Origin of the sequence: Pseudomonas sp. VI4.1, from assembly GCF_002029345.1 — a bacterium.
In the GTDB taxonomy this organism is placed as follows: domain Bacteria; phylum Pseudomonadota; class Gammaproteobacteria; order Pseudomonadales; family Pseudomonadaceae; genus Aquipseudomonas.
Window position 1 is genome coordinate 1 of the sequence record NZ_MULM01000129.1, and the last position, 13,772, is coordinate 13,772.

Annotated in this window: 10 protein-coding genes, 1 pseudogene and 1 riboswitch; of the genes and pseudogenes, 7 read left to right on the top strand and 4 right to left on the bottom strand. The window is 59.8% G+C overall.

The genetic code is table 11. The features are described from left to right. Positions 1-99: 99 nt before the first annotated feature. Positions 100-540, bottom strand: a complete 441-nt coding sequence (locus tag BZ163_RS09410; RefSeq protein ID WP_128870676.1) for an acyl-CoA thioesterase — start codon at positions 538-540, stop codon at positions 100-102. 198 nt (positions 541-738) lie between these two features. Then, positions 739-837: riboswitch (S-adenosyl-L-homocysteine riboswitch) on the top strand. Between the two features lie 23 nt (positions 838-860). Between BZ163_RS09410 and ahcY the strand changes: the two genes are divergently transcribed. The 5 genes and pseudogenes from ahcY to BZ163_RS09435 all read left to right on the top strand — a co-directional run bounded on the left by ahcY (position 861) and on the right by BZ163_RS09435 (position 7,430). Then, positions 861-2,270, top strand: coding sequence for an adenosylhomocysteinase (ahcY, locus tag BZ163_RS09415; RefSeq protein ID WP_128870677.1), 1,410 nt, complete (start codon positions 861-863; stop codon positions 2,268-2,270). A 156-nt stretch (positions 2,271-2,426) separates the two neighbouring features. Further along, positions 2,427-3,272 (top strand): methylenetetrahydrofolate reductase [NAD(P)H], encoded by an 846-nt coding sequence (metF, locus tag BZ163_RS09420; RefSeq protein ID WP_128870678.1) that lies wholly within the window; start codon positions 2,427-2,429, stop codon positions 3,270-3,272. A 75-nt stretch (positions 3,273-3,347) separates the two neighbouring features. Beyond that, a complete protein-coding gene (locus tag BZ163_RS09425) occupies positions 3,348-4,427 on the top strand; it encodes a hypothetical protein (RefSeq protein WP_128870679.1) in 1,080 nt (359 codons plus the stop codon). A gap of 87 nt (positions 4,428-4,514) precedes the next feature. Further along, on the top strand, positions 4,515-5,330 hold the full coding sequence (locus BZ163_RS09430; protein WP_128870680.1) for an ABC transporter substrate-binding protein: 816 nt from the start codon (positions 4,515-4,517) through the stop codon (positions 5,328-5,330). A 221-nt stretch (positions 5,331-5,551) separates the two neighbouring features. Continuing rightward, a pseudogene (locus BZ163_RS09435) lies at positions 5,552-7,430 on the top strand (DEAD/DEAH box helicase). A gap of 168 nt (positions 7,431-7,598) precedes the next feature. On the opposite strand, the gene BZ163_RS09440 reads toward BZ163_RS09435, so the two are convergent. From BZ163_RS09440 to BZ163_RS09450, 3 genes are all read right to left on the bottom strand, one after another. Beyond that, positions 7,599-8,183 (bottom strand): YceI family protein, encoded by a 585-nt coding sequence (locus tag BZ163_RS09440; RefSeq protein WP_128870681.1) that lies wholly within the window; start codon positions 8,181-8,183, stop codon positions 7,599-7,601. A 32-nt stretch (positions 8,184-8,215) separates the two neighbouring features. Further along, a complete protein-coding gene (locus BZ163_RS09445) occupies positions 8,216-8,767 on the bottom strand; it encodes a cytochrome b (protein ID WP_128870682.1) in 552 nt (183 codons plus the stop codon). A gap of 633 nt (positions 8,768-9,400) precedes the next feature. Further along, the gene (locus BZ163_RS09450) at positions 9,401-11,146 is read right to left on the bottom strand and encodes a flavin monoamine oxidase family protein (protein WP_128870683.1); all 1,746 of its coding nucleotides are present in this window, start codon (positions 11,144-11,146) and stop codon (positions 9,401-9,403) included. Positions 11,147-11,368: 222 nt separating this feature from the next. On the opposite strand from BZ163_RS09450, the gene BZ163_RS09455 reads away from it, so the two are divergent. Together BZ163_RS09455 and BZ163_RS09460 are read left to right on the top strand one after the other, a co-directional pair. Next, on the top strand, positions 11,369-12,775 hold the full coding sequence (locus tag BZ163_RS09455) for an adenosylmethionine--8-amino-7-oxononanoate transaminase (RefSeq protein ID WP_064680226.1): 1,407 nt from the start codon (positions 11,369-11,371) through the stop codon (positions 12,773-12,775). A 177-nt stretch (positions 12,776-12,952) separates the two neighbouring features. Then, on the top strand, positions 12,953-13,672 hold the full coding sequence (locus BZ163_RS09460) for a 16S rRNA (uracil(1498)-N(3))-methyltransferase (protein WP_128870684.1): 720 nt from the start codon (positions 12,953-12,955) through the stop codon (positions 13,670-13,672). Positions 13,673-13,772 lie beyond the last annotated feature (100 nt).

The following is a 13,772-nucleotide window of genomic DNA, read 5'->3' on the forward strand; positions in this document are numbered from 1 at the left end:
CTGGGGTTTCTGGGGTTTCTGGGGTTTCTGGGGTTTCTGGGGTTTCTGTAGTGATGCTGAGGGCGCCTTCGCTGGCAAGCCAGCTCCTACGGACTCGCATTACTCGTCCTTGTCCTTGTCCATGTCCATGTCCATGTCCATGTCCATGTCCATGTCCCTGAACTGATCTTTAACGTACTTGATCTCGGTCTGGCCGTGGGGGGCGGGCAAGCCGTCTTCGCCCAGGTTGACGAAGACAATCTTGTCCACCGTCAGGATGCTTTTGCGGGTGATCTTGTTCCGCACTTCGCATTTGAGGGTGATCGAGGTGCGACCGAACTCGGTGGCGGTGATGCCCAGCTCGATGATGTCGCCCTGGCGCGAGGCGCTGACGAAGTTGATTTCGGAAATGTACTTGGTGACCACGCGCTGATTGCCCAGCTGGACGATCGCGTAGATCGCCGCTTCTTCGTCGAGCCAGCGCAACAGGCTGCCGCCGAACAGCGTGCCATTGGGGTTGAGGTCTTCGGGTTTTACCCATTTGCGGGTGTGGAAATTCATATTCACTCCTGAGCGTCTTGCCGAATGATGGTGGGCATCATGGCAGAGCCCGACCTGGAGCTCTATTAAGCTTCAACTATGGTCTCGATAACCGTTCAGACATTGATCAACAGAAACACTTTGGAAGTATCGCTCACACGGCTATAATCGCCACCGTTTCAAAACGGTAACGTTCCATTGATACCGTTTTCCCGCCACCTGTCCGAGGGGCGCTGCAGCAGGTTCGACCTGTCAGGCTCGGATGGGGCGTTGCCTGGCCACGGCCAGACACTAAACGCACAACGGCGCCCATTCGCATACATTACGAATGGAGGCTCATCATGAGCGCTGTTATCACGCCTGCAGATTTTAACGATTACAAAGTCGCCGACATGTCCCTGGCGGCCTGGGGTCGTCGCGAAACCATCATCGCCGAATCCGAAATGCCAGCCCTGATGGGTCTGCGCCGCAAGTACGCCGGTGAGCAGCCGCTCAAAGGCGCGAAGATTCTCGGCTGCATCCACATGACCATTCAGACTGCCGTGCTGATCGAAACCCTGGTTGCCCTGGGTGCCGAAGTGCGTTGGTCGTCCTGCAACATTTTCTCGACTCAAGACCAGGCCGCTGCCGCTATCGCCGCTGCCGGTATCGCGGTTTATGCCTGGAAAGGCGAAACCGAAGAAGAGTACGAGTGGTGCCTGGAGCAAACCATCCTGAAAGATGGCGCGCCATGGGATGCCAACATGATCCTCGACGACGGCGGCGACCTGACCGAGCTGCTGCACAAGAAATACCCGGCGATCCTGGACCGCGTCCACGGCGTGACCGAAGAAACCACCACCGGCGTTCACCGCCTGCTGGACATGCTGGCCAAGGGCGAGCTGAAAATCCCGGCCATCAACGTCAACGACTCGGTGACCAAGAGCAAGAACGACAACAAGTACGGCTGCCGTCACAGCCTGAACGACGCGATCAAGCGCGGTACCGACCACCTGTTGTCCGGCAAGCAAGCGCTGGTCATCGGTTACGGTGACGTGGGCAAGGGCTCCGCTCAGTCCCTGCGTCAGGAAGGCATGATCGTCAAGGTCTCCGAAGTCGACCCGATCTGTGCCATGCAAGCCTGCATGGACGGTTACGAGCTGGTTTCGCCGTTCATCGACGGCATCAACAACGGCACCGAAGAAAGCATCGACAAAGCGCTGCTGGGCAAGATCGACCTGATCGTGACCACCACCGGCAACGTCAATGTTTGCGACTCGAACATGCTCAAAGCCCTGAAGAAGCGCGCCGTTGTCTGCAATATCGGCCACTTCGACAACGAAATCGACACCGCTTTCATGCGCAAGAACTGGGCATGGGAAGAAGTGAAGCCACAGGTTCACAAGATCCACCGTACCGGTCCTGGCGCATTCGATGCCCAGAACGACGACTACCTGATCCTGCTGGCCGAAGGCCGTCTGGTTAACCTGGGTAACGCTACCGGCCACCCAAGCCGCATCATGGACGGTTCGTTCGCCAACCAGGTGCTGGCACAGATCTTCCTGTTCGGCCAGAAGTACGCCGACCTGTCGCCAGCCCAGAAAGCCGAGCGCCTGACTGTTGAAGTACTGCCGAAGAAGCTCGACGAAGAAGTGGCCCTGGAAATGGTCCGCGGTTTCGGCGGCGTCGTGACTCAATTGACCAAGACCCAGGCCGACTACATCGGTGTGACGGTCGAAGGCCCGTTCAAGCCGCACGCTTACCGTTACTGATAGGTCGGCTCTACTGTGGGAGCGAGCTTGCTCGCGATGGACGTTAACGATAACGCGTGCTGTCTGGAATAACGCGTTGCCCTGACGTTTTTCGCGAGCAAGCTCGCTCCTACAGGGGGGCCAGCGTCCGCCTCATGCGTTTCCAAGGATATGACCATGTCCCAAGACCGTCGCTACAGCTTCGAGTTCTTCCCTACGAAGACCGATGCTGGGCATGAAAAGCTGCTCGCCACTGCTCGTCAGCTGGCCAAGTACAACCCTGATTTCTTCTCCTGCACCTACGGCGCTGGCGGTTCGACCCGTGATCGAACGCTCAACACCGTGTTGCAGCTCGAAAGCGAAGTCAAAGTGCCTGCCGCACCGCACCTGTCCTGCGTTGGCGACAGCAAGGACGACCTGCGCGGCCTGCTGACGCAATACAAGGCCGCCGGCATCACCCGTATCGTCGCCCTGCGCGGTGACCTGCCTTCGGGCATGGGCATGGCCAGTGGCGAAATGCGCCACGCCAATGACCTGGTTGAATTCATTCGTGAAGAAACCGGCGATCACTTCCACATCGAAGTCGCCGCTTACCCGGAAATGCACCCGCAAGCGCGCAACTTCGAAGACGATATCGCCAACTTCGTGCGCAAGGCCAAGGCTGGCGCCGACAGTGCGATCACCCAGTATTTCTTCAACGCCGACAGCTACTTCTACTTCGTCGAGCGTGTACGGGCGCTGGGCGTGGACATCCCGATCGTGCCGGGCATCATGCCGATCACCAACTACAGCAAGCTCGCACGCTTCTCCGACGCCTGCGGTGCGGAAATCCCGCGCTGGATCCGCAAGCAGCTGGAAGCCTATGGTGACGACACCGCCAGCATTCAGCGTTTCGGCGAGCAGGTCATTACTGAAATGTGTGAACGTTTATTGCAGGGCGGCGCACCGGGGCTGCATTTCTATACCCTTAACCAGGCCGAGGCGAGCCTGGCCGTGTGGAACAACTTGAAGCTACCGCGCTGACAGTGACCACGCCGTACCCAAAGGCCCTCTTCTGAGGGTCTTTTACATTCAACAGCCCATGGAAAGTTGTTCCCCATGACTGAGCTATCCCCATCGCGCCCGCAACTGGTTTACCTGGCTTTCGGCGCCGAGACCTACCACCAGGAAGCACTGTTCAGCATCGCCAGTGCTCTGGCCTGGCTGCGCGAGACACCCCAGGCAGAACTCGACATCCAGGTGTTCTGCGACAATCCCCAGCCCTACGCGCGCCTGCCGGTCCGCGTGCGCATACTCGACGAGGCTACTCGCCAACGCTGGAACGCACCCCACGGTTATCATTTTCGAGCCAAGCATGTCGCCTTGCGCAAGGTGCTCGAGGAGTCGCCAGTCGCTTTGCTGATCGACACCGACACCTTTTTTCATCGCTCACCGGTCGAATTGTTCGATCGCGTGCAACCCGGCACCCTGCTGTGCAACGACTACTACACCCGATACGGCACCAATAAAGAAAATATGCTCTACAGTGCGCTGTCGACCACGCTCAGGGACAGAGGCCTGGCGGACGATCAGATGATGCTGCTCAACTCCGGCGTGATCGGCCTGCATCAGCAGGACGCTCAAGTGCTTGACCACTCCATTGCCCTGATCGACGAACTGTTTCCCATGGCACGCGGGGCTTATACCCTTGAGGAGTTCTGCCTGTCGGTCGCGGCCTATCGCAGCATGCAGGTCAAAAAGTGCCCGGACCTGATCCATCACTACTGGAGCCGCAAGCAACTGTTCAGGGCCAAAGTCAAAGCCTGGGTTGCCAAACACGCCAGGAACCCGACCAGTCAGGCGGCACTGGATGACACTCGCCGGGTGACGATGCACCTGCCGCGACCGCCTCGGAGCCAGCGATTGCTCTACAAGCTCATCACCCTGGCACTGCCCGCCCATCTGCGTCAGTTCATCCGCGAAATCCTCTACGGCTGTTATGAACACCCCAACGAGTTCGACCAGGCGTGTGGACCGGTATGGTGGGAAAAAGCGTTGCAGAACCAGGAGGAACGCCTTGGCAAGCCGGTCACTCAGCGCTTGCTCGAACGCTGGTTCGACAGGGAACTGGTGCAGCTGATCCTGGGCAGCCGATGCAAAGCCATTCACGACCATTTGCTCAATTCGTCCTGCAAATAGAGGCCTGGCGCACAATTCCCTGACAGTCAGCGTGAAACAGGCATGCCAGCGCTTCTCATTAAGCCTTGAGAGTACTAACCTCAGGCCATGCCCCTTATCTCCCAGTTGCTGACAGCCGTGCTTTTTACTTGCCTGAGCTTCGCTGCCCGGGGCGAGAAACTGCGCATTGTCACCGAACCCTGGGCGCCTTATGTGTATGAAGAAAACGGCAAAGCCCAAGGCCTGGACTACGAAACCACGGCCATTGTCTTCAAGCGCCTGGGGATAGAAGTCGACTGGCAGTTCCTGCCGTGGAAACGCTGCCTGTCGATGCTCGAACAAGGTCAGGCGGACGGCGCGCTGGATATCTTCCACAGCGATGAACGCGACGCGACCCTTCTCTACCCCAGCGAACCTCTCTCGGAAGTCGAGTTCGTGATGTTCTATGCCAACGCCCGACCCCATCCGTTTCGGACCCTGGAAGAATTGCGCGGCCTGACCGTCGGCACCTCGCCGGGTTATCTGTACAGCAAGGATTTTCGCGAATCGTCGCTATTTACCCGGGAGCCGGCACCGAGTCATGAAGCCAACTTCGGCAAACTGGTGCGCGGGCGGATCGATCTGCTGATTACCGACCGCCGGGTTGGCCAGCATTTGCTTGACGAGTTGAAGATTCGCGACAAGATCACCGAAAACCCGGTCGTCATCAGCCAGCAAAGCCAGTTCCTGGCGGTGCGGCGCAACGCGGGCATGGACTTGCTGATACAGCGCTTCGGCGCCGAGCTCAAGCGCTTCAAGCGCGAACCCGCCTACGCTGAATTGAGCGCCCGCTATGGTGCCAGCCCGGCAACGGGCGCAAAGGCCGCCGGGGCCGCGGTCACGACCCGCAAAACCGTTGAGCAGCAGGAAAGCGGCGCGCAGTGATTGCTCTGTTATACTCCGGCCTTCCCGCCAGGCTCACGCCCGGACGCTCGGACTCGTTCAAGGCATCTCGATCCCGCTACAGCGCAGCTTTCAGCCCGCGCGAGCGCTCCAGATGAGCCTTCGAGGCCCAGCAGGACCGGACGGGATTGCGTCCCCTTAAACGCCATTCGCGCCAGGCAAGACTCCCATTGGGCCAAGCCCTAACTAGAACAGGATTACTCATGTCCTTTGCTTCCCTCGGTCTCTCCGAGGCTTTAGTCCGCGCCATCGAGGCAGCGGGCTATACCGAGCCTACTCCGGTGCAACAGCGGGCCATTCCCGCCGTGTTGCAAGGTCGCGACCTGATGGTTGCGGCACAGACAGGTACTGGTAAAACCGGTGGCTTCGCCCTTCCGATCCTGGAGCGGTTGTTCCCTAACGGTCACCCGGACAAGTCCCAGCGCCACGGCCCGCGCCAACCGCGCGTCCTGGTCCTGACCCCTACTCGCGAACTCGCGGCTCAGGTGCATGAAAGCTTCAAGGTCTATGCCCGTGACCTGAAGTTCGTCAGCGCCTGCATCTTCGGCGGCGTTGGCATGAACCCGCAGGTTCAGGCCATGTCCCGCGGTGTCGACGTGCTGGTGGCGTGCCCCGGCCGCCTGCTCGACCTCGCCGGCCAAGGCAGCGTCGACCTGTCCCACGTGGAAATCCTCGTGCTGGACGAAGCCGACCGCATGCTCGACATGGGCTTTGTCCATGACGTGAAAAAGGTCCTGGCCCGTCTGCCGAGCAAACGTCAGAACCTGTTGTTCTCGGCGACCTTCTCCAAAGACATCACCGACCTCGCCGGCAAGCTGCTGCACAACCCGGAACGCATCGAAGTCACGCCGCCGAACACCACGGTCGAGCGTATCGAACAGCGCGTATTCCGTCTGCCTGCCAACCACAAGCGTTCGCTGCTGGCGCACCTGATCACCGCCGGTGCCTGGGAACAGGTGCTGGTGTTCACCCGCACCAAGCACGGCGCCAACCGCCTGGCCGAATACCTGGACAAACACGGTCTCAGCGCCGTCGCGATCCACGGTAACAAGAGCCAGAACGCCCGCACCAAAGCCCTGGCCGACTTCAAGGCCGGTGAAGTGCGCATCCTGGTCGCCACCGACATCGCCGCTCGCGGTCTGGACATCGACCAGTTGCCCCACGTGGTCAACTTCGAACTGCCGAACGTCGACGAAGACTATGTGCACCGTATCGGCCGTACTGGCCGTGCCGGTCGTTCGGGCGAGGCGATCTCGCTGGTCGCTCCGGACGAAGAAAAACTGCTGAAAAGCATCGAGCGCATGACCCGCCAGAAAATCGCCGACGGCGACTTGATGGGCTTCGATTCCAGCGCAGTGGAAGCCGAAAAACCTGAAGTTCGCGAGCGTCCGGACGTGCGTAACCCGCGCAACCCACGTGGCCCGCGCGGCGACGGTCCGAACGGCACTGGCGGTGGCGGCGGTCGTAAAGACAAAGGCAAGGACAAGGGCGGCAAGGAAAAACCTGCGGCCGCTGGCCGTGGCGAGCGTCCGGCCCGTGAACAGAAGCCACGCGAAGGCACCCCGGCCCGCGAACAGCAGCGCCCGGCCCCTCGCGCCGCCGCTGATCGTGCGCCGGACGAGTTCCTGGACGACGATATCGATAACTTCGGTAACCGCGTCGACTACGTGCCTCAAGCCAAACCGGCTCAAGGCCGCGGTCGTCGTCCGGGTGCTCCGGCACCAGGCGCGGCAGCTGGCGCAGGCGCAGCGCTCCGCGCGGCGGCAAGCCTCAGGGTCGCCAAAGCGGTCCACGCAGCAGTGACGGCGCCACCACCGGCACGCCACCGGCCAAGCGCAGCGGCCCGCGCAATGGTGCTCCACGTGACGGCCAGGCCCGTCGCGAAGAGTCCCGCAACCGCCGCCCGGCCCGTAGCGACGACAAGCCGCTCTCGGAACCGGCCGTGCAAAACCCCCGCGCCCGGCACCGAAGATCATTCACAAGGAGTCGAAAACCGATCGTTTCCCGACACCTGAACAACTTGATCAACTGCCAGGCCGTCCGCGCGGTGAAAAACCAGCGTTGCTGACTCGCAACCGCTGATTTAGCACTGCCATAAAAAATGCCCCGGATCTCGCGATCCGGGGCATTTTTTTTATGTATTACTTGTAGGAGCCGGCTTGCTGGCGAAGGGGGCAACTCGGTTTCTGCGGTGCCGCAGATGTCGCAGATGTCGCATTCGCTGGCAAGCCAGCTCCTACAGTCTCAGCATTACTTCGCTTTCACACCTTCAAACGTAACGTACAGCTCGACCGCATCGGACGCTGGGCCCAGGTCTTTTTGCTTGCCAAAGTCCGAACGCTTGATGCTGGTGGTGCCTTCGAAGCCGGCACGGTAGCCGCCCCATGGATCCTTGCCTTCACCCAGGAAAGTGGCCTTGACCACGATCGGCTTGGTCACGCCAAGGATAGTCAGGTCGCCAGTTACGTCGGCAGTGTCTTTGCCATCGGCGTTTTTGCCGGTGGATTTGACGCTGGTGGAGACGAACTTGGCTTTAGACCCGTTCAGGAAGTCTTTGCTGGCGATGTGCTTGTCGCGCTCGGCATGGTTGGTGAACACGCTGGCGGTATTCACGTTGAACTCGATCTTGCTGTCTTCCGGCTTGGCAGCGTCGAAGCTGAACTTGCCGTCGATATCCTTGAAGGTACCGGTGATGTAGCTGTAGCCCAGGTGGCTGATCTTGAAGTCGACGAAGGCGTGCTGGCCTTCCTTGTCGACAACGTAGTCAGCCGCCATTACGTTTGCGGACAGCACAGCAGAACCGATTGCCAGAGCGGCGAGGGTCTTTTTCAACATGCTTTCTATTCCTTTGGAGTCGAGGTTGAATTTCAAGCTTTGCGGCCCAGCATTCGCGTCAGGGTCGCATCACGATCGATAAAGTGGTGCTTCAATGCTGCCAACGCATGGAGGCCGGAAAAAATTACCAGCACCCACGCCAGATAGAAATGAATCACACCGGCGGTGTCTGCCTGGTCCGGTAGTCCGGACACCAGCGCAGGAACTTCGAACAGGCCAAACACCGGAATCCCGACACCGTCTGCGGTGGAAATCAGGTAACCGGCAATCATCACGACAAACAGGCTGAGGTAGAGGAACGCATGGCCGAACGTGGCGCCAATGCGCGTCATGCGGCTGTAGCTTTGCAGCGCCGGCGGCGGTGGGCTGATAAAACGCCACAGCACCCGTAGCAGCATGACGGCGAACAGCACCAGACCAATGCTCTTGTGCAGGTCCGGCGCGTCTTTGCGCCAGGTGCTGTAGTAGTCGAGACCGACCATCCACAAGCCCAACGCAAACAGACCGAAGACTGCCAGCGCCACACCCCAGTGCATGAACACGCTGATCCAACCGTAGCGCGAAGAAGAGTTACGTAGCTGCATTGCCCAAATCCCGTGAGAACTGCGACCAAGACTATCGAGTTATCTATCGATTTAAAGCGGAAAATTTCGCTTTGAAATATCGAGAAATACGATCAAGAGTCTGAGATAGGTGAGTTAAGGAAGGATTAAAGGCGAATTTGTGGCTGGATGTTAGTGGTAGTCGAGGAAAAATCGGGTGTACGGGAAGCCCCCTTCGCCATGGCCTCAGTGGCTACAGCCTTCTGGCCGACCTGGCCGTCAGCGCATTCTAATTATGGAAGATTGAAGGGGGCTGCAAGCAATCATGGTGGTACGGATCTATCTGGCATTTGTGCGCTAGTTCAGTGCCATTTGTTGTCATTTGACGACCATCTACACAGCCAGATATGGCTATCAATATTATTATTGCCGCCAGTGCTTTCATGATGCTCTCCAGTTTTTTGAAGAACATAGAATTTAAGGTCAGGCGCTATCTATCATTTCGATCCGATTTCTTTGTGGGAAGCATCCGATATATCGCTGAGGCGTGTAGGACCCGGATCGTGGATTGGCGACTCCAGGGCGCCGCGCAGGCAAAACCGGGGTGTTACATGCTTGATAAATGAGCAAAAAAAAAGCGCGGCCCTTGAGCCGCGCTTTTTTTACCCCTGAACGTTACTGAGCCTTGGTCTCAGTGGTCGCCGCCGGTTTGGCCGCTGGCTTTTTCACCGTTTCAGCTTTCTTTGCCGGAGCCTTTTTAGCCTCGGTTTTGGCCGCAGGCTTCTTCACCGGTGCCTTGGCCGGCGCTTTTTTCGCCGGTTCGGCCTTCACCGGTGCCGCCGGTTTTGGTGCTTCAACAGCCGCTGGCGCAGGAGCCGGAACTGGCGCTGGAGCCGGTGCAACCGGAGCGACTGGTTCAGGCGCCTTGACCGGTGCTGGCTTGTCATCCGAACCACCAAACAGGTTGCTGAAGAAGTTGCCCTTCTTCGCCGCCACTGCACCAGCCGCTACAGCGGCCGCCGCCGGAACAACCTTCGCAGGCTCGAAGGATTTGCCCGCCGCCAGGTCTTCCACCTGGCTGGCCGCCCGCTGCCCCGTGCGCAAGGCACCTTCCAGGGTGCCCGGGTACAAGGTGTCCGTGTGTTCGCCAGCGAAAGCTACACGCTGGATCGGACGTTCCCACAGCCGCCAGTACTTGCTGATCTGGCCCGGACCGAAGGCCAGGTAAGCGCCGCCCATCGACGGGTCGGTGCTGTAGCGGCGGATTTCATAACCGGTGAACGAACCGCGCGCCTGTGGATAAAAAGCGTGCAGGCGGATCAATACCTGATCGGCCATCTGCTTGTCGCCGAAGGCCTGCATGACGCGAGCGTTGTCGCCGGACAGGTTGATCACCACATTGGCGCCGCCCTTCAGTGCAGGTTCGACCCACAACATGCCCAGACCGGTGTTGCTGTAGATTTCGCCGGACATGCGCGCCTTGCTTTCCCACACCGGTGTCTTGAACTTCAGTAGGATCTGGTCGCGCCAGCCGTAGTTGGTGCCTTTGATCGCGGCCAGGTGCTGGGCATCCAGCGCCGGGGTCATCTGGATCTTGTTCAGGGCGCGCAACGGCACGGCCACGACGACGTAGTCGGCCTGATAACCGACGCTGCCGACTTTGACGGTCACGCCGTCCTTGTCCTGGATAATGGCCGAGACCGGGGCGCTGGTCTTGATGGTTTTCAGTTGTTTGACAAAGGCCTGGGCCAATACCGGGCTACCGCCGAGCAGGCGTGAGGCACGCAGGTCACGGTCGGAAACGCCGCGGTACACCCGGCTCTGCTGTGCGAAGTACAGCAGCGACAGGCGCGATGGTTCGTCATAGCGGGTACGGATCTGCTGGTTCACCAGCTGGCGGGCGGTCGCTGGCAACGTCAGCCGGTCGAGCCAGTTGGAAACGTTTATCTGATCCAGCGCATGCAGCGTGCTGTTTGCCGAGGGGTTCTGCGGGTCTTCGATCGAGCGCGCCAGATCGTCCAGGGTCTTCTCGTAGCGCTTGAGCGCTTCGGCCGTGGTCGGGTCCTTGGTGGCCAGATCGGCCGCGGAGTAATACACGCCGTCGATCAAATAGCCCGGCGTGCGCACGAACTCGGGGGCCGGCGTGGTGCCCAGCTTGAACGTCGACACGTATTTGTTCAGCACCGGCTGAGTCTTGTCGTTGCCGATCCACTCGCTGGTCGCCATGCCGGAGCGGCCGCCCAGGCTCGGCTTGGCCTCCAGTAACGTGACCTGCCAGCCCTTGTTCTGCAGCTCATACGCAGCCGTGAGGCCCGCCAGGCCGCCGCCGATCACGATCGCCGTTTTATCCTTGGCCAGCGCAGACACGCTGAACAGCCCCAACATCACCAGCGCACAGGCGCGCAGCCAACCAGCAGACATTCAGAGAACTCCGAAAATACACAAGGAAATAGCGGTTTTACGAGTCAGACGACCCAAAGAACCGCGAAGAATACGTTAGCTATCAAAAGGCCGCCAGTGACGTCTTTCGTCCTATATAAAGTAGCTCAAACGGCGCAATGGGTTGTTCCGGGGACGCGCATTGCATAGGCTTGCGCGATTGTATGTCCGCAGATGTCACGGACCGCCTCGAGGAGACTGAACATGGGCCTTAATAATCAGTGGATGCAACGCGATCTCGCGGTGTTGTGGCATCCCTGCACCCAGATGAAAGATCACGAGCAACTGCCGCTGATACCGATCAAGCGCGGTGAAGGCGTGTGGCTGGAAGACTTCGAGGGCAAACGTTACCTCGACGCTGTCAGCTCCTGGTGGGTCAACGTATTCGGCCACGCCAACCCGCGAATCAACCAGCGCATCAAGGATCAGGTCGATCAGCTGGAACACGTGATCCTCGCCGGTTTCAGCCATCAGCCAGTGATCGAGCTGTCCGAGCGCCTGGTAAAGATGACGCCCGAGGGACTGACCCGGTGCTTCTACGCCGACAACGGCTCGTCCTGCATCGAAGTCGCGCTGAAAATGAGTTTTCACTACTGGCTCAACCGCGGCCAGCCTGACAAGAAGCGCTTTGTCACCCTGACCAACAGCTACCACGGCGAAACCATGGCGGCGATGTCGGTGGGCGATGTGCCGCTGTTCACCGAAACCTACAAGGCCTTGCTGCTGGACACCATCAAGGTGCCGAGCCCGGATTGCTACCTGCGCCCCGAAGGCATGAGCTGGGAAGAACACTCACGCACTATGTTCGCCGCCATGGAACAAACCCTGGCCGAGCACCACGACACCGTGGCCGCGGTGATCGTCGAACCGCTGATCCAGGGCGCCGGCGGCATGCGCATGTACCACCCGGTGTACCTCAAATTGCTGCGCGAAGCCTGCGATCGTTATGGCGTGCACCTGATCCATGACGAAATCGCCGTCGGCTTCGGCCGCACCGGGACAATGTTCGCCTGCGAACAGGCCGGCATCCGTCCGGACTTCCTCTGCCTGTCCAAGGCCCTGACCGGCGGTTACCTGCCGCTGGCGGCCTGCGTGACCACTGAAGATGTCTACAGCGCGTTCTACGACGACTACCCGACCCTGCGCGCCTTCCTGCATTCCCACAGCTACACCGGCAACCCGCTGGCGTGTGCGGCGGCATTGGCGACGCTGGATATCTTCGAAGAAGACAACGTCATCGAGAACAACAAGGCGTTGGCCCAGCGCATGGCCTCCGCCACCGCTCACCTGGCTGATCACCCGAACGTCTCGGAAGTGCGCCAGACCGGCATGGTGCTGGCGATCGAGATGGTCAAGGACAAGGCCACCAAGGAAGCTTATCCGTGGCAGGAACGTCGCGGCTTGAAGGTGTTCCAGCATGCGCTGGAGCGTGGTGCCTTGCTTCGACCGTTGGGCAGCGTGGTGTATTTCCTGCCACCCTACGTGATCACGCCGGAGCAGATCGATTTCCTGGCGGAAGTGGCCAGTGAAGGCATCGACATTGCGACCCGTGATAGCGTCAGTGTTTCGGTGCCCAAGGACTTTCATCCGGGTTTCCGTGATCCGGGTTGATTGATTTCACTTGAGCTTGTGGGTGCCTGGACTGCCGCCTTCGCTGGCAAGCCAGCTCCTACAGGTTAGATGTCGTGCACAAAAATTGCGGTAACACAAATCCTGTAGGAGCTGGCTTGCCAGCGATAAGGTCGACACGACCTTCAGACGATTACACCTTTTCTCCAGAGAACCCGCATGAGACTGTCCCGCTTCTTTATCGACGCCCCCCTGAGCACCGGCGAGCACGAACTGCCCGAAGCCCAGGCCCATTACATCAGCCGCGTACTGCGCATGGCCGAGGGTGACGCGCTGCAATTGTTCGACGGCTCGGGCCACGAGTTTCGCGCCACGCTGGTAGAGGTCGGCAAAAAGCGCGTCGTGGTGCGGATCGATGAAAGCTTCAGCGGACAAGTCGAGTCATCGCTGCAGATCCATCTCGGCCAAGGCCTGTCCCGTGGCGAGCGTATGGACTGGGCAATCCAGAAAGCCACCGAACTGGGCGTGACTGAAATCACCCCGATCTTCAGTGACCGCTGCGAAGTCCGGCTCAAGGACGAGCGCGCCGACAAGCGCCTGATGCATTGGCGCCAGGTTGCAATCAGCGCGTGCGAGCAGTGCGGACGTTCACGGGTGCCGGTGATTCACCCGCCGCTGCTATTGGCCGATTGGTTGAAGCAGACTCAAGCAGAGTTGAAGCTGGTGCTGCATCCGGTGGCCGAACCGATGGTCAGTCATGCCAGACCTGCGACGCTGGCGTTTCTGATCGGGCCGGAGGGTGGATTGTCGGATGCGGAGGTTGATCAGGCGCAATCTGCCGGGTTTCATGCCGCCCGCCTCGGCCCTCGGGTGTTGCGTACCGAGACCGCGCCGGTAGTGGCATTGGCGGTGGCCCAGCAGCTTTGGGGCGATTTCTAGGGCCCCTTCGCGAGCAAGCCCGCTCCCACAGGGGATTTGTGGTGATTCACAAATCTTCAGCAACATACCGATCTAATGTGGGAGCGGGCTTGCTCGCGAA